Source organism: Yersinia entomophaga (genome assembly GCF_001656035.1).
In the GTDB taxonomy this organism is placed as follows: Bacteria; Pseudomonadota; Gammaproteobacteria; order Enterobacterales; family Enterobacteriaceae; genus Yersinia; species Yersinia entomophaga.
This window is the reverse complement of sequence record NZ_CP010029.1, coordinates 913,848-935,095: the sequence shown is the minus strand read 5'-3', so window position 1 is coordinate 935,095 and position 21,248 is coordinate 913,848. Positions and strand designations below refer to the sequence as shown.

Sequence of the window (21,248 nt, the reverse complement as noted above, 5' to 3'; positions counted from 1 at the left end):
GAATGCGTAGATCATTTTAATAACAACAAAAAACCGCCCGAAGGCGGTGAGGATAATTAGACTTCTTCAGTACTATTTATAACCGGAATAAATTCACGGTGTGTCTTTTCAAGATAACATGTTGCATCATCTCTTGATGCCTCTAGATTCAACTGCTTACTAAAGAAACTTAATTTTGCTCTTGCTGCATTCAACACTTCAGCCCAGATCATAACCCATACTTCAACATTTAACTCAGCATCATCTAATGTTTTACCTTTAGGCCACCCACGTTGATTAGCCCTACGTTCAGCATACTCATCCATTGAGTTAGACACTGCTATGAAAGTCCATTTTGATTTAGTATGATCAAAACGTTCATCCCCAGAAACAGATAACGCGTATTTTTCGACCTGACCGATAACATCGTAATTAATTTTCTGAGAGGGCCGTTTAAGTTCAACGACTAAATACTCTGTATAGCCTTCATACGGTTGACGGCACTTTGCAAACATTAGGTCAACGCGGCCTTGCCTTCCATCTGGGAGTAAAACAGGTTCGTTATCATCCTCATCATATCTTTTGCCAAGATGCTTGATATGTTTTTTTAAAACATCTTCAAGCCAGTCTTCAGAACCAGCAAGGAAAAAGTCCTCCCGAAAAAGCCAAGCTTCCTTTTCTATAATTTTATGAAGCTGATCTCTTTCCAATAATGTTTTCTTTGTATTTTTATCATGTAAAAGATTATCTAGCCCATTAATAAAATCAACTCTATTAGACACAATCTGAGAAGCACTAATTATTGATGATAAGGTTGTCCTCTCCAATAACGCAGCCAATTCATCTTGCTCTTTAGACTTCAAACCTAACACTTCGGTTAGAATTTTTTGAACAGACGTGGGATTCTGTTTAATCGCTTGAGATAAGAGCATAAAGGTGAATTTTTTTGTTTTCCTATCAGCACTTTCAAAGCTTTTGAGATAGCTTTGAACATTAACCGCAAGAATATCAAACACCTTTCGTTCAATTACTTCCGTCGGACCTTGGAGTACGTCATCGTTATATGGGTAAATTTCTTGTTCTTTCCAAGAGTCGACGATTTTGGATTTATTAAGAAATGCTTTGTCGAGAAAATGAATCTTCGCCCGTTGAATGATAGCATCTTTAATCGCTCTAACCTCAGGAATAAGCTCACCTAAAGATACTTCATTTTTATTACTTAGCGTCTTAAAATAATCACACTTCGCGTAGAGTGTAAAATCATACCCAGGAGCGCGAATAATCTGCCCAATTTTCTCTTTGTATAGAGAAAACCCTAACAAATCACAATAATGAAGTTCCCTATGAACTTTCTTTTTCCATTCTATAATAGTCAAGGAAGCATTAATCAATGAACCATCTGGGAGACTCACCCCGCCTATATCGTAGTCCTGTTTGTCAGACCAAGCATCAAAAGGTGAGACACTCTTACCTAAGAATATTAACTTCCTACTTGGATACTCTGTAAGGAAAAGAGCAAATTCCATGATTAGATCAGCTAAAGCATCTTCAGTTAATAAAAGCTCCGCAGTGTTACTAGCATTATAAATCTCTACTTGTGTACCTACATCTTCATCATCAGCTAACTCTGGCTCACTGATTGTAAAATCGTTAATTTTATTAGCATCGGTTGAAATCGTGTATTTATATTTTGATCCATTTTTTTCGAACACGGTTTTCCAATGAACTTGTTCACCAAGAGAAAGAGATTTGAATCTCCCCCGCCCAAACTGGCCATGGAGGGAACGATCTCCATTTGCCTTCTCAGCTTTTTTCCAAGATTCACCGAGATTACCAAAGTAATCCACAACTTTATTGTGAGCAATTCCGGTACCATAATCCTTAATCAGAATTGCTTCAATCCCCCCAAAGGCCAGATCCGTCTTAATCTCGATCTCAACACGCTTAGATTTTGCATCAAAACCATTCCAAATTAGCTCACTCAATGCGGCAACTGGTTTTGCATGAGCCAATCCAGTAAGAAAGTCGGCTCCAGCTTTGACGGTGATTCTTGACATACGTATTCCTTGACATAGTGTGTTTAAGAATACTGCCATAAAATGGTAGATTTCCTAAGAACTAATGCTGTCGTTATAAAGAACTATATTCAGCTAGCTCAATCTTAACGCTTGAGCTGGAAGCGAAATCCATCACTCAGCATTTTCCAATCGCCACCCCGTGACCAGCCCCTCGTTCCTAACAGAGCTTCCGCCCACTAAGCTTGATCGATGGGCCGATAGCAGACAAGACTGTAGCACTTCATTTCAGAATGATGCCAAAGGGATATACGGATATGTCGCTGACTTGTTACGGGTATCGTCGATCTCCTGATTGAAATCATCAATAGATATCTTCTTGAAAGTCACACCAAGAAGAATCTCGTAATAACCAACTAGTTGAGTGAATGTACGAGCACCACCATGACGGCCATCCTTGAGCGCTTTGTACAGAGTGGTATTTACTGATCTAATATTTGACGTGCTGGGGGCTTCTTTTGACGCTTTTATGAGCTTCTGTAGGACAGCCAGTGTGGTTGACTCGCCTTTTATTTTCCTTTTCTCATCGTCCGTCAGAGAAATGAACGTCTGGAGTACCCTGATAAGACGTTTCATTCTTGGGTCTGATTCAGCTTTCAGCGGTTTAGTAATCCCGCAGCCACTCTTTTTACTACCACCGGAGGACTCGCCCGTAAGGGGGTTGTATGATGGAATTTCCTCAGGTCGCTGTCCGTTCAACTCGAACCACCCCTTTGCAGCATACAAGCCACAGGTAAAATACCCTGTAAGCTTCGGATTCTCCCTGCTGGTGAACAGGAAAAGGTAATAATCCGTCGTTAGTAGTCCATCGTGATAAGCGGTTTTCTCCTGTCCCGGTAGCAGAACCGACCGTGTGATTGCTTCAACATAGTAGTGTTTATACGCCGCATCTCTTACCGCTTGAGTCGTCTTGCTGTACTCCTTTGGCCAATCCATTTAGCTCTCCAACTTGATGTTTTCAACGGTAACAAAAGTAACAATGTAACATGCAGTCATTTCAACTATCTCAGTGTTGCCACCCATTTTGAGCAATCGTATCAAAGTAACAAAACGGGAATATTTTGTGGTTCATCGCCCTCTTATCGCTTTCCAGCCCACAGCCAGTACCTCTCGGCCAACAATAGTGTCAATTTCTGTAGGGTGCAACTGTGGGCGATTTTGCTGCGGAGACGCTGATAATGAGGAAATGTGGTGGATTACTGAATGTAACCACCTGAAAAAATATAAATTAAATGTCAGTTCCTCGCTGAAAGCAGGCTAGGATCACCTGCTATGCACATCATGAAAGAGCTAAATGTCCCGTCTAGTCTATCAACCGGGATAAGCTGTAATTGACTGAGTGGCTCCCCTTAATGCTTTTTCTCAATCAACAGATATGGATGGGACCAGTCAGTGATCTCTTCATAAGAAACAAACCCATCGTGTTCCAGCGCACAAACGCCCTTATGGCTGGCAACGTAATCGTATACGGCCTGACTTTCCAGGCCCTGTAACATATGCGAAAGCAGCTTCCGGCGCATCACATCTGACTTCCTCCGTTTACGCGCTGCCACATCTTTGTAGGTGATATTGAATGACTGCCCTACCGCATTGGTAACACATTTACCGTAACGGTTGGTCAATGCTGTACCTTCGTAATGATCCAGCAGTAAAGCCAGATCTCGCCTCAGGGGTTTCAGAAGGTGCTTCCAGCGTTTCAGTACTCGCTTTGCTTCTACCTTACCTAGCTCACGATTCAACAAGCGTCGGGTACTGGATTTAAGCGATAGCGTAACGAACCCAGCGTTGAATACACTGGAAAACCGGAATTGCTTCACCAATTCCTCAGCAATACGCAATACCCGGCAGATATATTGAGTTTCCAGCTTTTCCAGCGATTTTGAATAGACCCCAGTTTCCTAGACGGTAGCGTGCCTCATGAACCAGGCACTTTCATAAACTGCAGGGGGTTGATCTTCACAGGCACTATGCCGACGTTTAGCATTATAAAACATCTCTACATAATCGAAGATATCAGCCTTTGCTTCTTCTCTATTTTTATAGATCCGTTTCTTTATGCGTTCTCGTTTCAGCAACTGGAAAAAACTTTCTGCCACCGCGTTATCATGGCAATTCCCACGACGACTCATGCTGCTTTTTAAATTGTGAGCTGTCATAAAGTGCTGACATCTTTCGCTCGTATATTGAGAACCCTGATCCGAATGGATTAGTACTTCTGCCGCTGGTTTGCGTCGCCACACCGCCATCAACAAGGCGTCCATCACCAACTCTGCTGTCATTCGTCCACCCATACTCCAGCCGATAACCCGGCGCGAGAAGAGATCGAGAACAACGGCCAGATACAACCAACCCTCATGCGTTCTTATATAGGTCATGTCACTCACCCAATGAGTATTTGGGGTAGGAACAATGAACTGGCGCTCAAGGTAATTAGGGCTGGCAACTGAAGGCTTTCCGCCGCCGTAATAGCGTCGTTTCCGGTATCCGGTTTGAGAAGCCAACTCTGCAAGCCTCATTAGGCGCGCGATCCTGTTACGCCCAGCGCGTTCACCCAAGTCTTTCATATCGAGCCAGATTTTTCGATAACCATAAACCGTACCACTTTCAAGCCACAGCTGCTTAATAAGACCTGTTTGGCGCTCATCTTGCCTGGCACGCAAAGATTGAGGTCGCTTTAGCCACTGGTAATAACCGCTGTAATGGAGGCCAAGAACCAGACACAACCGGCGTACAGCATAAAAGGAGGACATTTGTTTAATGAAGGCGTACTTCAGCCTGACGTTCTTGCAAAGTACGCGGCGGCCTTTTTTAAAATATCTCGCTCTTCAGTCACACGCTTAAGTTCTTGCCTGCGGCGCTTTACTTCGTGCTGAAGGGCATCGTCCTGCTTTCGCTGTGGTTCAGGTTTTTGGTAACGCTTAATCCACGCGTAAAGGCTGTTGGTAGAAACACCGAGTCGTGCCGCAACCTCAGAAACAGGGTATCCCTGCTCGCTAATCTGTTGTACGGCTTCAATTTTGAATTCTTCAGTGAAATTTTTGGCTGACATAAACACTCCTTCATTGAGCCTCCATTATGAGGCAAAAAAGTGCCTACGAAACCCGGGTCTATTCAATGCCCCTCATTTACTTCTGAAATGGTAAAGCAATTAAACGGGCCAATGACGCCACATTTTCTGCGGCAATACAGCTGAAATGATTTCCTTCAATATGAGTTACTTTCATTGTCCCTAAACAGATCTCACGCCAAAACGCTAATGTCTGACTATCAATTCCTGGCGCGAAATCATAACCTTGCTGAGGTAGCAAAAAACGAATATCACCCAAATAAGGTGTGGGCGTGAAGCGCCCAGAGAGAAAGCTTTGGCGAAAGACGGTAAAAAGCTCCATAGCCTTCTCCACCGGCATAGTTTGCCCAATGTGACGTGCCTTAGCAGCAACATAACATTCAAATCGTTGACGGCGAGTTTGGGTGTTCAACGTTCTAAACAGTTCGCCTACCTGATCCAAGTTTCCCCCGTTACCTATCGTACCTAACGAATCCATGGGGATGACCCCATTATTAGCTTCAATAACCTGCATAAAACCCTGAACCAATAGGCTGCTATTTATGGCACCTAATTCTAACTGCTCTATTGAGATGCTCAGATTGGGCAGAAACAACATTTCGATCATCAATTCATCGTGGACTTCAAAGCGCACCGGATGACTGCTGACTAACACCAAGTCCAGGATGTTAACGCCACGGTCTTTTAAACGTCGGGCAACTTCAACGGCATAAAGCCCTCCCAGACAGTACCCTAAAAGTTGGAGCTGTTGATATCCGGCAGCAAGTAAGAAGGTGGCATAATCATCCGCAATTCGTTCAACCAACCTTTCTGTATCTAGAGCACAATATTTCTTATCGTCAGCGACGCTAATACCGATCACCGCCCCCACAGATTGCTCAGCCATTTCCGTCAATAACGGTTGGAAGCTGTCCATTGAACCTAAACCCGCGTGAAAGACTATGCGGGTAACATCGGTATTACCTCCTCCATAGTGATAAAATATGCCGTTACTTCGAAAGGGTTTAGTATTTTCTCCGCCAATAGCAGTGTGCTGATGGCCAATATTCATTGCCGACATTTTGGGGTAATGCCAAATAAATTCTGCCAGTGCTTCAATGGTTGGTTGATTTAGCATTAGATATAACAATGCATCAAAAGGGATCTCATCAACACCATATGGCGCTCCTTTTAGCTGTTCACGCATTCGCCTGGCCATCCGCGCCATAATCAGAGAATCGGCCCCCATTTCATACAGATTCTGCGATTGTGTCAGTTGCGTCACCCCTAACGCATTTCTCCACATTTCAGCCAGCTTGTTATTTAATAGATTCGCATTACCCGATGTCGTTGGCTGGCGTTGATAATGTTGCCACGCAGCCATTTGCCACCGACGTAATTGTTTGCGATCCAGCTTACTGTTGGCGGTTACTGGTAATTTATCCACTATTTGCCACTGCTCCGGAATCATATAATCAGGAAGCCGCATCCGAAGAAAGGCACCGATCTGAGTCACTGTAAGAAAAGCACGCTGAGTTTTTAACCGCGCGGCAAATATATGCTGCCCCAAAGAAAACAGCGGATGCGACGATTCGGGTAAGCAAATAACTTCTCCGTCGGTATAGTTAGCAAGCCGGGTCAGCCAGTCGTTTCGGTTTAAATAAGCGGCCTGAGAACGTGATAACCCCGTTTTGCTCTTCATCATAAAAGCCTGTGAAGCCAGTATCCACGGATGTTCCTGCGTGGATTCAGCCAGGATTAGCCAGGCGCCCGGCGCTGCCAGCTCAATCAATTGGCATAAGGCCTCCTCCAGATGACTGATGTTTCCCAGCACGCCATCGACTAGCACAATGTCAAACCCATTTGGCTGTAGCCCCTGACTGCGGTAATCCTGTTCAATATCGAATCGGGTGAATGAGATATCGGGAAAACTACCGAAATTTGCGCGTGCTTCCGAAAGGAAAAAGGTGGATATGTCGGTGAACAGATAATCAACGGAATAGTTACGAAAAATCGATAATACTGCCTGAGTCATCGAACCACTTCCTGCGCCGACCTCAAGTATTCGTAAACGTCGATTAGATAAACGATCTGACGCAATATTGCCGATTAGATCACGCACCGTATCATTGAGATACTGCGCCATCATATTTTCGCAATACAATGCCTGAACGACAGCCATATTGCCCTGTGGTAGCAACAGGTTTTTGGCATCCAGCGTCCCCTTCAATAGCGCCGGTAAGCTGTCAGCACAACGTTTCAGATAGCCAAGAAACTCCGAGTTGGCCAGAACGTTATTCCATAAACATTCAGCTTTTCGCCAGCGATGATGCCCCTCATTTTGATTTATTCGGTTAGCCAGCATGACGGAACCATCAGAGTTTTTTAGTAACCATTTTTCAGTTAATAGCACCGCAAACCATCGTTCTATGAGCCAATAGAAATCGGGGGAGATCGCACTATCACCTATCCATTGTTCTGTCTTTTCCCTGTCATTTAGCGCAAATAGCCCTAACTGTAATAGAGCCGAACGCATTGAGTCCAACATAGCCTCGTTGAGTGACTCTAACGCAGCAACAACTTGAGAAGCGGTGTATTCATATAAGATATGTTTAGTGCGGTACTCCAACCTATTTCGTCGCTCAAGGTTAAAGTGTATTGGTATCGGATCAGGCTGAACGGTGGATTGGCGTGTTTCTACTGCGGCAAAGAGTGAAATATGACCTTCAAACTCGCTGATCGCCACCCCAGCGGCGGCTACGCCTGGATGCTGACACAGTACCGATTCAATTTCACCCAGCTCAATGCGTTGTCCGTTGATTTTGGTTTGGCAGTCTTCACGCCCCAGAAACTCAATTTCGCCTCCTGGAAGATAGCGCCCAAAGTCGCCACTGCGAAACAACCGAGAATGTGTTTCCTTATGGGTTATAAAGCGCTGGGATGTTGTGAATTCATCCCCTATATAGCCTATCGCTACCCCGTCACCACCGATATAAATCTCACCTTTACTCCAAACCGGGCAATCATGCGTGTTCTCATCCAGAACGTGCAATCTCTGATTGGCTAAAGGAAAACCGTACGGAATACTGCGCCACCCCGGTTGAGCGCCTTGATAACAATGATAGTTTGACCAAATCGCGGCTTCCGTCGCCCCACCCAATACAACCAGTTGAAGCTGTGGGAACCGAGCCTTTAGGGCGTCAGGTAAACCAGGCCGCACCCAGTCGCCGGAAACTAATGCCAAACGCCAAGCTGGCATACGAATCGGTGGCATACTGGTTAAATAAGTCTCCAGCATTTGGATCATTGCTGGAACCGTATTCCATAGCGTGATGCTATGTTTGAGCATCAATTCAACCCAATGAGCCGGGTCAGATGCGGATGCACGATGAGATCGCGGATAAACCAAGGAGCCTCCAACAGAAAGCAGGCCGAGTGCATCATAAATCGAGAGGTCAAAATCCAAATGAGCCAAGCCCAACACTCGATCCTGAGAGGAAACTTTAAACTTGCGGTTAATATCCAATATGGTATTTAGCGCGGAACGATGAGATACCGTTACGCCCTTGGGTTGCCCCGAGGAGCCTGATGTATAAATGACATAAGCTGGCGATTCTGACGTTATTGTCGGAACCATGATGTCATGACACTGAGATTTAAGACGATCAATATCTACCCGTTTCAATTCTGCAGGCCAACGCATGGTCATCTCTGACGTGGTCAATACCAGCCTGCATCCGGCATCTTTAAGGATGAAAAAACGGCGTACTTCCGGTTGCCCTACATCAATTGGGACATAAACAGCACCCACGGAAAAAATGCCTAATAACGCCGATATCTGTTCCGCACCTTTATTCATCACCACCGCAACGCATTCACCGCTACGACATCCTAACAGTTGCAAACGATTCGCCACCGCCCTGGCTCGTTCAGCCAATTCGCCATAGCTAACTGATTGTTGTGAATCGATAACAGCTGCGGCTCCCGGCGTTCGTTCAGCCTGCTGAAATATGGCCTGATGCAACAGCTTCGAGGTGATTTTCATCATGGTACTGTTGGCTTTTTGCCGTTCTTTTCGCTGCCATGCCGGAAGCGGTAGCTGATATTTTTGCCGCCAGAGACCAACGGAATCAACGAGCCCAAGCAACAACTCGGTGAAGACGTCAAACATGTCATCCGCCATTCCCATAGGAAATATTCCCTCACGGATATCCCAGTTAATCTGTAATCCGTGCGCGTCATCTGCCGCTTGGCAATCAATAAATACCTGAGGTGCCTGCGTGATACCGCGCCCATCCAAACGACCATCGCTACTCAGCAAAGAGTTATAATCCCTTAGCCCAATTGCGCTGGTGAATACAACCGGCATGAGCGCGGCCCCTCGCCCTTTCTGCCTAACCAACTCCCGCAACACCTCAATGCCTGAAAATAGACGATGATCCAGATTAGCAAAAAGCTGTGCGCTGATAGCGGCGGCCTGTTGCGCAAAAGAACTATCTGACTGCCAGTCAACGGGAAATAGGCTGACGGATGTAAAATTTCCAACGACCTGCTCTATTTGCGGATAGGCAGCCAAACGATTTAGCACCGTTAAGCTCAGGCAAAACTTTTTGTTCAGACTCCAACGCGCAATAACCGCAGAGAAAGCGGTTAATATAATGGAGGTAGGACTTAACCCGTGTGCCGTTGCATGCTGCTTTAAATCCAGCCAGTCCTCATTATCAAGCCTCAGATGACGCCGCCGAAAACGGGCATTCTCAGGTTGAGGAAGATGTTCGGCGCGCGGCAACTCAGGGGCAGAGGGGAAATTAGCCAAGCTTTGCAACCAATATTGCCGATCGCGACTGTACGTTGGGCTACCGCGCAACTTCCGCTCTGCTAGTAAATAATCCCGGAAAGTGACATCTATCGGATCTAAGGCTTTGTCAGGTTGGGCATACAGTCCTTCAAATTCAGCTAAAAGAAGGCAAATACTGGACCAATCGGCCATTAATAAATCCACCGACAAATGTAATACGCTGTATTCAGCAGTTCGGCTGATTCTTATTTCAAACAGTGGCCACTGTTGCGGATCGTATTTCTTATGGCTGAGTTCAGCTCGTATTCGATCCAATGCGGTTTGCGCTTGCGCGCTCGTGAGGTTCCTCATATCCCCACAGGGAATGGTAAAAAAGGGAACCTTAGATAAAATCCGCTGACTGTCGCTGGCTTCCATCACGACTCGCAGCATATCATGCCGCGCAATGAGCTGATTCCAAACGTTTTCCGTTCTTGTAGCAACTAAATCTGGATAGGTGACCTCCAGATAGACGTGGCACCCAATGCCGCCGTAGCCATAAACATTTTCACGCCCTAAAAGATAATTGGCCTGCACATCTGTCAGAGGAAAAGGCTGGTAACGCTCAGCGGTATTTTCAAGCAGAATGAATTTATCCCGTTCTGCCAACAACTGGTTTAATAACAATGGCTTGGCTGCTCGTAACGATTTCAAATCCGCTGGCGTCAGTGAACCTTCAGGTGCCCGATAGTGCAACTCTCCATCTTCCTCCCACAGCACGAGCCCCGCAGCTCGCAACCGAGAAAGCAATACCGCCGCAGTGTCATCTGATGCCATATGATTCCCTCTGATTAAAAATCCTTTATTGTTCATTCATTAACTGGGCGAATATTTGTATCATCCCGATTGGTTCATTGCGCCCTCTCCGTTAACGACGCCCCTAGTTACGCCAGATAAATCAATTTTCCCTCAGTGCTGGACAGCTAAAATGACACCGTATAAACGGTAAGCGTCTGGTATATTCCCCCAACCATGTGGTGATGATTTGAAATCACAAGATGAATATCCGTAAGTGCAATAGCAATAATAGGAAAAGTTAATAGTTAAAAAAACATATCTAAAGCGACTCCCCTGGTGCGCCATTACACGGATGGACTTATTACAAAAAATTAAAATGCTGATTATACTTCACAATAGTTTTAGAGATTTTCGACAAACAAAAAAACGAAAGTAAACTTCAAGAAAATCTCATCATGACCCAACAAACAATTGAAGCGTTACATATCAACATATCACCTGAACATAAAAAAACAAATATTAATTATCATGTACTGGACGTTAACCATTTCTTAGCCATAAAAATAAAAGGATGGTAATTCTAATAAAAAACATTATCCATAAATAATTCATTATTAATAACTAGGTATTTATATCTATTTAACCGTCGGGAAAAGTCGTCACTGACATCAGGGAACGCCTGATAGAGAATCAATTACAGTTAACAAACCGACTCCGCTATCCCACTGAAAGATATTAAATAATAAAAAAAGCAAACACCTAAAACACTAACACTCGCTAGTGAGCTAATATGGCGAACACATCGCCCGTTATTAATCTTATTAAGCCGCGAGTAAATAGCTGTCAATTTCATCAATCAAAATGAAAACTCCCCTACTAAACAGACATTAAATGACACCATCGAAGATTAAAAAATGTAGATATAAAAATGCACAATGAAAAACGTCATCGGAATTTCTTTATATTATTAGATACCGATAAACACATGAAATATTAAATCTCTTCATGTTAATAACATAAATCATCATTGCCCAACAAAGGGAGCCCCCCTTTATTGGTGCGTGTAAATATCATTCAAAAAACATACCCGTTGATTATCAAACTAAACTGCGGATAATAAATCAACCCAAATTAGCTGGCTATTCGCGACCAGGGGACGCAATTGTCCCCCTCTAATCATTGGCGTCCACCAACAACCCTGTTGATGAGATAACCGGCGGCTTTCCTCGTGTTGAATCTGCCAATCACCGCGAACCACATACACCACACCGGCACGACTGACGGGCAATGGCTGCGCACCAGAAATGATGCAGACATCCGCGCGCCAGCAGCCTCTTCGCGTCATGATATTAAAATCCTGACTGTTACCTCCGAGCAATGTCGCCTCCAGCGCAATATCCCCCGGGAACGAGAATGGCTGCAAAGATTGAGCGAGTTCGTGATCAATATGACCCTCTGCGCTAAATAACCTGACTCCGTCACCCGCCAATAAGGTTATCGAACGTTCAACCTCAGGAAAGGTGGAGAACGGCCCGTTTTGTTCAATGGTCGCAATGCTGGCTCGCCAGCCAAAATCCTCGCCACCTACCGGCCAGCAGGCAATTTCACGGGTTTCTCCCCCGCCATTGCGCCAGCGACTCACGGGTAAACTGGCATAATCAAAAAATGTCAGACTCATTAAAAAGCCTCCCGCAGGCAGTCTTTCAGCACCGCCAAAAATGCCTGAGCGCTCAGCTGCTGTAACGGATGGAAACCGCCAATAATCACCGGCTTACCACCTACGTACACATCGCGGATCTGCGATTTATCACCGGCAAAAAGCCAGCGATTCAGTAACGACGATGAAGGTGTGCCGGCAATGTAAGGATCGTCACCGTCCAACACCAACCAATCGGCTCGATAGCCGACCGCCAATGCTCCAATTTGGGTACCGCAGGCCTGCGCACCGCCGGATAACGCCTGGCTATACAGCAAATCAGCCACCGCCGGTTGCTCAGGGCTGGTCAAGCGATTACGCCGCTGATCTCGTAGCCGCTGCCCATATTCCAGCCAGCGCAGTTCTTCCACCACATTGAGTGAAACGTGACTATCGGAACCAATTCCCCAGCGCCCATGATGTTGAATGTATTCAACCCCCGGGAAAATACCGTCGCCCAGATTGGCCTCTGTGGTTGGGCAAAGCCCCGCTACTGCATGACTGGCAGCCAGCGCGGATAATTCGTCATTATCCAGATGAGTGGCATGCACCAGACACCAGCGGCTATCTACCGGTAAATGATTATATAACCAAGCCACGGGTCGTTGACCGCTCCATGCCAGACAGTCATTCACCTCTTTTTGCTGCTCAGCGATATGAATATGCACCGGCAACTGTTTATCCGACACGGCCAGTATTTGCTGCATTTGCTCCAACTCTACCGCTCGCAGCGAATGAAAACATAACCCTTGATTTTGTAGTGGTTGATGCCGTATCTGTTGGGCAATTTTCTGCTGTTGCTGCAAATAACTCTCTACATCCTGAATAAAGCGCCTTTGACCGGGCTGCGCGGGCTGCCCGCCAAATCCGGCGTAGCGATACAACACAGGTAACAGCGTCATGCCAATCCCGGCTTGTTCCGCAGCCTGACTGAGTTGCCCGGTCATCTCCCCGCTATCTGCGTAAGGTTTACCATCCGGGGCATGGTGCAAATAATGGAACTCAGCCACCTGAGTGTAACCGCCCTTCAGCATCTCAATGTACAGCTGACGGGCAATAATACCGACCTGCTCAGGGGTCAGACGCTGGACTAATCGGTACATTAAATCGCGCCATGTCCAGAAGCTATCCTGCGGATCTCCGGCAATTTCAGCCAGCCCCGACATCATGCGCTGAAAAGCGTGGGAATGAAGATTAGGCATACCGGGCAGGATTGGCCCGCCTAGCAGCAGGCAGCCAGCGTCGCGTCCACCGGTGATAATTTGCGAAATATGCCCCTGTGCGTCGACCTCCAAACGAACATCCGTGGCCCATCCGTCGGGTAAAAAAGCGCGTTTGGCAAAATATGCAGGCATAGTGAATCCCAAGGTTGTGATGACACTCAAACGCGCCGAGACACAGTCGCGTCAATAAATTAATTCGCCTACTTGTATATACATATACATACGCTAAATTCAACCGTAGACTTATCTTATTATTATTTCTTTGACGAGGTTAACGCCGTGGCTGAACAACAGTGCCTATTACAACTCACCAGCGTTATGGATGACGCTCCTGCCCCTATTTATCTGAGGGTTAAACAGGCCATCATTCGGCAAATCCGTTCTGGCGCTTGGCAACCCCATCAGCGCGTTCCCTCAGAAAGTGAATTAGTGGCGGAATTAGGCGTTAGCCGCATGACCATCAACCGCGCGTTACGGGAACTCACCAGTGAGGGTTTTCTGGTTCGAATGCAAGGCGTGGGCACCTTCGTGGCCGAAGCCAAGGCACACAGTGCATTGCTGGCCGTACACAATATTGCTGATGAAATTGCCGCGCGCGGGCATCGCCACAGCAGCAAAATTCTACTGCTGGAAGCTCGTCCCGCTACGGAGGAAGAAGCAATCGCCTTGGGCATTCTGGCCGGACAGCAGCTGTTCTACTCCCAGATTGTTCACTTTGAGAACGATATTCCGGTGCAGGTAGAAAATCGCTGCGTCAACCCGCTGACCGCTCCCGATTATATGCAGCAAGATTTTAGCCGCATCACACCCTACAGCTATCTGACGCAGGCCGCGCCATTGACCGAAGGCGAGCATATTGTCGAGGCCGTCATGCCGGGGCCGGTAGAACGTAAGTTACTGGCGTTAAATGAAAATGAGCCATGTTTATTGATTCGCCGTCGTACCTGGTTCGGCAAAGCCGTAGTCACTTCCGCTCAACTGCTGTACCCCGGTTCCCGCTATCAACTATTTGGTCGTTTTACACCACAGGGAACCCTAACATCCTGATAACAAATTAAAGGTGTGATAGCGCAAATTGCTGCATGTTGCCGGTTGCTGACCTTGGATTTATAGGCTAGGTTGTCTTTGATTGTATATACAACTGTATCGCCCCGCGGGGCGGAGGATAAAGATGGCGTCTGTAATTTACTGCGACAGCTTGTGGTCTGGAGCCGATATCGTCACTATGCGCGGCGGCCACTATCACACTATTAGCGACGGTGTGATTGCCGTTCATGATGGGAAAATTATCTGGATTGGCACGCGCGCCGCTTTGCCTGCCGTGAGAGCCTCGCGGGAAATGACTTTTCCCGGCGGAATCATTACTCCCGGCTTAATTGATTGCCATACACATCTGGTTTTTGGCGGCGACCGCAGCAGCGAATTCGAACAACGCTTAAACGGCGTGAGTTATGCCGAGATCGCCGCTCAAGGCGGTGGGATTATTTCCACGGTAAATGCAACCCGACAAACCAGCGAAGATGAACTGCTGGAACAGGCGTTGTTTCGCATTAAACCGCTGCTGGCCGAAGGCGTTACCTGTCTGGAAATCAAATCCGGCTACGGTCTGAGTTTGCAAAGCGAGCTGAAAATGCTGCGGGTCGCTCGCCGGCTTGGCGAAATGCTGCCGGTCGAGGTAAAAACCACCTGTCTGGCTGCCCACGCTCTGCCGTCGGAATATGCTAATCGAGCCGACGATTATATCGATCTGGTGTGTAATACCATTATTCCGCAGGTTGCCGAAGCCGGGCTGGCCGACGCGGTTGATGCTTTTTGCGAACATTTAGCGTTTTCACCCACTCAGGTAGAGCGAGTTTTCCATGCGGCAAAAACGGCGGGTTTACCGATCAAACTCCATGCGGAGCAGCTTTCCTCATTAGGTGGCAGCACGCTGGCAGCGCGGCATCACGCTCTGTCTGCCGATCATCTGGAATACGCCACCGAGCAAGACGCACAGGCAATGGCCGCATCGGGCACTGTCGCGGTGTTGCTGCCCGGAGCCTATTACATGCTGCGAGAAACCCAGTGTCCTCCGGTAGCGCTTTTCCGTCACTATCGCGTGCCTATGGCGTTAGCCAGCGACGCTAACCCCGGCACCTCTCCGGCGCTGTCATTACGCCTGATGTTAAACATGGCCTGTACGTTATTTCGCATGACGCCGGAAGAAGCGCTAGCTGGCGTGACCTGCCACGGCGCGCAGGCGCTGGGCGTTCAGGAAACACAGGGAACTCTGGAAGTCGGCAAACTCGCCAACTGGGTACACTGGCCGTTATCTCGTCCAGCCGAATTATCTTACTGGCTGGGCGGACAGCTCCCTGCCACCGTGGTCTATCGAGGAGAGGTTCGCCCATGATCATCGCCGATCCCATCAGCTTTCACGCCGGTGAATTACCTTTATTAATCAGTATTCCCCATGCGGGAACTCGCCTGACGCCAGCGGTTGAGGCCGGGCTTAGCGATGCGGCTCGCCCGCTATCTGATACTGACTGGCATATTCCACGTCTTTATTCATTTGCTAAAGATATGGGTGCCAGTCTGTTGGCTGGCAATTATTCACGGCTGGTGATAGATCTCAACCGTCCATCCGACGATCAACCACTGTATACCACGGCAACTACCGGTCTGTTTCCCGAGACCTTGTTCGATGGCCGCCCTTGTTTTGAACCGGAACAAATACCCTCAGACAGCGAACGCCAAGGCTATCTTGAAGCTATTTGGCAGCCTTATCACCAGCAGTTACAGCAAGAGCTGGATCGACTAAAAGCTCGGTTTGGCTATGCTCTGCTGTTAGACGCACATTCTATTGCTTCGGTTATTCCTCGCCTGTTTGAAGGCCAGCTACCTGATCTGAACTGGGGAACCAACGACGGTCAGAGCTGCGCCAGCAGTTTAAGCGAACGTTTGATTGCCTGCTGTCAGCAGCAAACGACTTTCACGCATATATTGAATGGTAGATTTAAAGGTGGATATATCACCCGAGCCTATGGTCAACCGCAGTTGCAACAACACGCAGTGCAGTTGGAACTGGCTCAACTCAATTACATGTCCGAAACCGAGCCTTATGAATTCAACGTAGGTAAAGCCGAGGCATTACAGGGATTACTGAAACAACTGGTAGGCAGCATGATTCTGTGGGGGCGCCAGCAGGAAAGCGGTAGTCACTAAACATTTCTTCGAGCGCTAAACAAAAAAAAAGCCACCCCATCAAAGGTGGCTTTTTTATCTTTCAATAAAAAAGCGGAGTTGCCCCCGCTTCTTAACTTTCACCAATTTCCGACACAGAAAAGGGTAATAATGACTGCTTTGACAACTTAGAAACGGTAAACCAACGCTGCCGCGACTACGTCGTCGGTGCCCAGACCCAGTTTGTTGTCATCGTTCAGCTGGTTGATTTGGTAGTCAACGTAGGTGTACAGGTTTTTGTTGATGTAGTAAGTCACACCGATATCAACATATTTCAACAGATCCGCATCGCCGCCAGCAACGCCAACCAGATCCTTGCCTTTAGACTGTACGTAACCCAAAGAAGGACGGATGCCGTTTTCGAACTGATACTGTGCTACCAATTCCACGTTTTGGGTTTTGGTTGCGATCACGCTGCCGTATGGCGTCATATTACGAGTTTCACCGTACATCGCAGCGATGTAAACCTTGTTAGCATCGTATTTCAACGCGGTTGCCCATGCCTGAGCTTTATCACCGGTTGCGCTGTTAGCCAGAGTTTTTTGACCTAAAGTACGGTTGGAAGAAGAGTAAGATGCCGCAGCGCCGATACCTGAACCACCGATATCCTGATAGTCAACGGACAGACCAAAACCGTCGCCGTTAGCTTTCTGAATTGCACGGCCATTGTTCGCGCCAACCAGCGTTTCGTCATTTTTACCTTGGTACTGAACGGCAACGTTCAAGCCTTCAACCAGACCGAAGAAATTGCTGTTACGGTAAGTGGCTAAACCGGTAGAACGGCCTGTCATGTTGTTGTCGGTGAAGGACATGGAATCACCGCCGAACTCAGGGAGCATATCGGTATACGCCAGCGTGTCATACACTACGCCGTAGTTACGACCGTAATCGAATGAACCGAATTCAGCAAATTTCAGACCGGCAAAGCCCAGACGGGTTTTATTGCCTTTATCACCTTGAGATTCAGCGTTGTTAGCCTGAATGTTATATTCCCACTGACCGTAACCGGTCAGTTGGCTATTAATTTGAGTTTCGCCTTTAAAACCTAAACGGACGTAAGTGAAGTCACCGTCGCTTCCTTTATCTTTGCTGAACAGATGTTTCGCAGCCACACGACCATACAGGTCAAGTTTATTACCATCTTTATTATAGATTTCAGCTGCGTTAGACAGCGATGGGATCAAGCTTAAGGAGACGGCCAGGGCCAGAACACTGCGTTTCATCATTATTTTCCTTGAATTTTATATAAATTTAACTCATCGCCATCAAATATATTTGAGCGGCCTAGTGGTTAAGTTTTAATTTTTTATAGTGACAAATAAATGTAAAGCCAAGAGACATTAGCATTAAGCGAAAAAAGATAAAATGGAAAAATTGCAGAAATATCGTCATAAACAGTTTATTAATTGTAACAAAATGTGTTTTGAGGAACTTTTATAATACACTGATTATTAATGAATTTAATGCAAACACGGATATCCAAAAGAGTGCGACCGCACCAAAATAGTGCACAAGTGTTTCTTTTTGTTTCTTTTTTATGCGGCATGGTCAACATGATGAAAAATTTGAGGCTATTGCGCCCTGCTATTGTAAACATTCAGATCAGCAAAATTATTTCTGTTCTTTGAAGCAATGCAAAAATAAATGAATGATTCACCTAAAGCCAATCCCAATAGGAAAGCGTTAATTGAGAGAAATAATAACTTTATAAATCGCATGGTTAATTAAGCAGTTAATAAAATCATCAATAACAACGTGCCACTCATGCATTATTTGATGTGATGATTATGCTAATAATGAGAATTTAAGCAGTATTAAACACTGGTTTTAATCTAGCAGGTATTATTATGACATTACTATTACAGAGTGCTGAACCTGCCTGTCCGAAAGTGATATTAACCTGCGTGATTAATTTTAACATTTAATGCATTAACTAATTTCATTAATACACTCTGTATGTCAGGTGGCAATCGGTATTCATTGCCACCTGACACACAGCTCTCCTTTCCTTATATTTCTTATATTTCTTATATTCCTTAAATTCATATGCTGTTAGCGTTGCGGTAGCTCCGTTTCGTCCATGCGCACCAGCATCAGGCCCGCGCGCAGTCCTTGGGCAACGTGCGGATTGGGAAACAATAGCCATTCGTAAGGATGTTCGACCCGGTAATTTCCACTGGACTGCTCCATTAACAATCGCCCGTAGGCAAAACGCGCAAAATTGAGGGTTTCGTCGGCCACGTGCAAACAGAAGTTTGCATCGGTTTTGATCAAAGATTTCACCACGCGATACAACAACATCGGCGCATCCGGCGCCCTTTCCGGCAAAGGTGCGCCGCTAACTAGCCCCTGCAATCCTCGATTGATTCCAGCGAATTGAGCCAAGTCGTTCTGTCCAAACGGTAACGCTTTCCCCAGCTCTAGCGTACAACTGTCTGCCTCCCAGTATTCACTGGTGTAATTGGAAAAGGTTCCCCCTGCAGAGGTATGCATGACTAAGGCATCCAGTTCGATATGCTGTAGCCAGCGATATAACTCTGATGAATACGGACGCCCCTGATAAGGCAGTAAGCCGAAACGAGTATGATAGGAACCACGAATTGCCGTGTGTAAATCATAATGCAGCCGCTGATGCACCTTTTCAGTGCTAAAAAATTGGGAAACGGCCTGTTCCACTATCTGAGCTCGCTCTCTTTCGATAGATTCAGGAAAGTCCTGATGGCGGCCGCCAAACATCCGATTGATATCATGTTCGAGATAACGCTTTGCGACGCGAATCGCCGCAGGATTTCCCAATAAAATCAGCAAGCGAACATTTAACTGGAGGCGTCCAAGAAACAAATCGCCAACCAATTGATTTAGCAGCTCGATCGGCGCAGTTTCATTACCGTGAATACCGGCAGACAGCACTACCGCCTGTTGATATTCGCCTAACGGGCACAGTTCCAGCATGCCTTCTCCCAGCCAATGCCAGCGAAACTGTGCCGTTCTCCCCTGATCGTTCACCGGTTGACGCGCAGATAAAGTCAGAGTTAACAAATCCAACATGAAGACTCCTTATCATCCATGAAATGAGTTTTGCTGAAAGTGGTACACCGATCCCAAATCCAGAATCCGCGTCAATTCGTCCAGCGCCTGATGCCCTTCCTGTAGTAATTGCGGATCGGCCAAATCACTGAGCTGCAATCGATCGCGATAATGACGATCGACCCAATCATTGAGCGTGGCAAAAAGAGCGGGGGTCATCATTACGCGAGGATTCACCGCCTTAAGTTCAGTTTCGTTCAGCGCGACCCGCAGCCGCAGACAGGCCGGGCCGCCGCCGTTGCGCATACTTTCCCGCAGATCGAAAACCTTGATTTCGTCAATCGCCCCGCCGCTCGCCACTAACTCGGATAAATAGCGCCAGACACCCGCGTGATCCCGCGACTCCTGCGGAATCACCAGAAGCATTTTTCCGTTGTTCTTACGCAGTAACTGACTGTTAAACAGGTAGGTAGAGACCGCATCAGCCACCGAAACTCGCTCCGTCGGCACTTGTATGGCGTCTAGCTGATACTCCATTTCGCCCATTTGGCGGCGCAATGGTTCCAGAGCACTGTCCCCCGCCATAAAAGCCTGTTGATGGTAAAAAAGAACCTGTTGATTGCTGACCGCGATGACATCGTTATGAAAGACACCGCGATCGATAACCTCTGGATTTTGCTGAAGGAAAAATGTGCGACCGGGATCCAGCTGATGCAATCGCGCCACGGCCTGACTGGCTTCAAGCGTTTGTCGCGCCGGATAACGACTCGGGGCAGAACCGGTCGTCATACCCCGCCTACCGTAGACGAACACTTGCACCCCTGGCCGATCGTAATCACCGCCGAGGCGGTTATGGTTGGCAGCGCCTTCATCACCAAACAGTTCCCCTCCCGGCAGCGCCTGATGATGAACAAAGTGACGATGATGATTGAAAATACGCTGCAATAGCGCGCTCGTTGTTTCCGCCTCGATTGCCCGATGGAATTTATTGTTCAAATTGGCGGCGGTAAAATGCACCCGACCGTCGGCGCTATCCGCCGATGGGGAGACAGTTGCAGCATTGGCAGTCCACATAGAAGAAGCCGAACTTACCGCAGACAAGAGTCTGGGCGCTTCCCGCACTACCTGACTCAAAACCTGCCCATCAGAACCGCTGAACCCTAGCTGCCGTAAAGCGGGTAAGAATGGCCGTTCCTGCGGCGGCATCACGCCCTGCGGGTAACCCAGATCCGCCAGCGTTTTCATTTTCAACAAGCCTTGTTTAGCCGCCAGCTTCGGATTGGACAGGCTATTTTTATGCTGAGTCGAGGCTTCATTGCCGAAAGATAATCCAGCATAGTGATGAGTTAGCCCGACCAATCCATCGAGATTTAATTCATATCCTGCCATAGGGCTTCTCCGCCGC

The 21,248-nt window shown here is 47.1% G+C and carries 13 protein-coding genes; 3 read left to right on the top strand and 10 right to left on the bottom strand.

Annotated features, from left to right (window positions below; all coding sequences use genetic code 11):
• Nucleotides 1–56: 56 nt before the first annotated feature.
• The 7 genes from PL78_RS04220 to PL78_RS04185 all read right to left on the bottom strand — a co-directional run bounded on the left by PL78_RS04220 (nucleotide 57) and on the right by PL78_RS04185 (nucleotide 13,726).
• Nucleotides 57–2,036, bottom strand: coding sequence for an ATP-binding protein (locus PL78_RS04220; RefSeq protein WP_064513399.1), 1,980 nt, complete (start codon nucleotides 2,034–2,036; stop codon nucleotides 57–59).
• A gap of 246 nt (nucleotides 2,037–2,282) precedes the next feature.
• Nucleotides 2,283–2,990, bottom strand: coding sequence for a hypothetical protein (locus tag PL78_RS04215; RefSeq protein WP_064513396.1), 708 nt, complete (start codon nucleotides 2,988–2,990; stop codon nucleotides 2,283–2,285).
• Nucleotides 2,991–3,403: 413 nt separating this feature from the next.
• Complete coding sequence (locus tag PL78_RS04210) at nucleotides 3,404–3,871, bottom strand: hypothetical protein (protein WP_143711282.1); 468 nt, start codon at nucleotides 3,869–3,871, stop codon at nucleotides 3,404–3,406.
• A gap of 81 nt (nucleotides 3,872–3,952) precedes the next feature.
• Nucleotides 3,953–5,103 (bottom strand): IS3 family transposase gene (locus PL78_RS04205; protein ID WP_145933951.1). Its coding sequence is split into 2 segments (ribosomal slippage): nucleotides 3,953–4,866 and nucleotides 4,866–5,103, totalling 1,152 coding nucleotides; the frame shifts between segments, so codons are not numbered across the junction.
• A 76-nt stretch (nucleotides 5,104–5,179) separates the two neighbouring features.
• Nucleotides 5,180–10,714 (bottom strand): non-ribosomal peptide synthetase, encoded by a 5,535-nt coding sequence (locus tag PL78_RS04195; protein WP_064513388.1) that lies wholly within the window; start codon nucleotides 10,712–10,714, stop codon nucleotides 5,180–5,182.
• 1,063 nt (nucleotides 10,715–11,777) lie between these two features.
• Nucleotides 11,778–12,353: a HutD/Ves family protein gene (locus PL78_RS04190; RefSeq protein ID WP_064513386.1), complete on the bottom strand. Its 576-nt coding sequence runs from the start codon at nucleotides 12,351–12,353 to the stop codon at nucleotides 11,778–11,780.
• Nucleotides 12,353–13,726: a formimidoylglutamate deiminase gene (locus PL78_RS04185; protein ID WP_064513384.1), complete on the bottom strand. Its 1,374-nt coding sequence runs from the start codon at nucleotides 13,724–13,726 to the stop codon at nucleotides 12,353–12,355. The genes PL78_RS04190 and PL78_RS04185 overlap by 1 nt, the downstream gene beginning before the upstream one ends.
• A gap of 147 nt (nucleotides 13,727–13,873) precedes the next feature.
• Between PL78_RS04185 and hutC the strand changes: the two genes are divergently transcribed.
• From hutC to hutG, 3 genes are all read left to right on the top strand, one after another.
• Nucleotides 13,874–14,641 (top strand): histidine utilization repressor, encoded by a 768-nt coding sequence (hutC, locus tag PL78_RS04180; protein ID WP_064513382.1) that lies wholly within the window; start codon nucleotides 13,874–13,876, stop codon nucleotides 14,639–14,641.
• A 124-nt stretch (nucleotides 14,642–14,765) separates the two neighbouring features.
• The gene (gene hutI / locus PL78_RS04175) at nucleotides 14,766–15,986 is read left to right on the top strand and encodes an imidazolonepropionase (protein WP_064513381.1); all 1,221 of its coding nucleotides are present in this window, start codon (nucleotides 14,766–14,768) and stop codon (nucleotides 15,984–15,986) included.
• Nucleotides 15,983–16,798, top strand: a complete 816-nt coding sequence (gene hutG, locus PL78_RS04170) for an N-formylglutamate deformylase (RefSeq protein WP_064513379.1) — start codon at nucleotides 15,983–15,985, stop codon at nucleotides 16,796–16,798. The genes hutI and hutG overlap by 4 nt, the downstream gene beginning before the upstream one ends.
• 146 nt (nucleotides 16,799–16,944) lie before the next feature.
• Here the strand turns inward: hutG and PL78_RS04165 are convergent, their stop codons facing one another.
• The 3 genes from PL78_RS04165 to astB form a co-directional block, all read right to left on the bottom strand.
• Nucleotides 16,945–18,042 carry a porin gene (locus PL78_RS04165; protein ID WP_064513377.1) on the bottom strand — a complete coding sequence of 366 codons (1,098 nt, stop codon included), beginning with the start codon at nucleotides 18,040–18,042 and terminating at the stop codon, nucleotides 16,945–16,947.
• Between the two features lie 826 nt (nucleotides 18,043–18,868).
• Nucleotides 18,869–19,864 (bottom strand): succinylglutamate desuccinylase, encoded by a 996-nt coding sequence (gene astE / locus PL78_RS04160; RefSeq protein ID WP_064513375.1) that lies wholly within the window; start codon nucleotides 19,862–19,864, stop codon nucleotides 18,869–18,871.
• Nucleotides 19,865–19,876: 12 nt separating this feature from the next.
• On the bottom strand, nucleotides 19,877–21,232 hold the full coding sequence (gene astB, locus PL78_RS04155; protein WP_064513373.1) for an N-succinylarginine dihydrolase: 1,356 nt from the start codon (nucleotides 21,230–21,232) through the stop codon (nucleotides 19,877–19,879).
• Nucleotides 21,233–21,248: the final 16 nt, after the last annotated feature.

Excerpts from the sequence above, each read along its gene's own strand:
- PL78_RS04220 (WP_064513399.1), bottom strand. The coding sequence starts at position 2,036 with ATGTCAAGAATCACCGTCAAAGCTGGAGCCGACTTTCTTACTGGATTG.
- PL78_RS04215 (WP_064513396.1), bottom strand. The coding sequence starts at position 2,990 with ATGGATTGGCCAAAGGAGTACAGCAAGACGACTCAAGCGGTAAGAGAT.
- PL78_RS04195 (WP_064513388.1), bottom strand. The coding sequence starts at position 10,714 with ATGGCATCAGATGACACTGCGGCGGTATTGCTTTCTCGGTTGCGAGCT.
- PL78_RS04190 (WP_064513386.1), bottom strand. The coding sequence starts at position 12,353 with ATGAGTCTGACATTTTTTGATTATGCCAGTTTACCCGTGAGTCGCTGG.
- PL78_RS04185 (WP_064513384.1), bottom strand. The coding sequence starts at position 13,726 with ATGCCTGCATATTTTGCCAAACGCGCTTTTTTACCCGACGGATGGGCC.
- hutI (WP_064513381.1), top strand. The coding sequence starts at position 14,766 with ATGGCGTCTGTAATTTACTGCGACAGCTTGTGGTCTGGAGCCGATATC.
- hutG (WP_064513379.1), top strand. The coding sequence starts at position 15,983 with ATGATCATCGCCGATCCCATCAGCTTTCACGCCGGTGAATTACCTTTA.
- PL78_RS04165 (WP_064513377.1), bottom strand. The coding sequence starts at position 18,042 with ATGATGAAACGCAGTGTTCTGGCCCTGGCCGTCTCCTTAAGCTTGATC.
- astE (WP_064513375.1), bottom strand. The coding sequence starts at position 19,864 with ATGTTGGATTTGTTAACTCTGACTTTATCTGCGCGTCAACCGGTGAAC.
- astB (WP_064513373.1), bottom strand. The coding sequence starts at position 21,232 with ATGGCAGGATATGAATTAAATCTCGATGGATTGGTCGGGCTAACTCAT.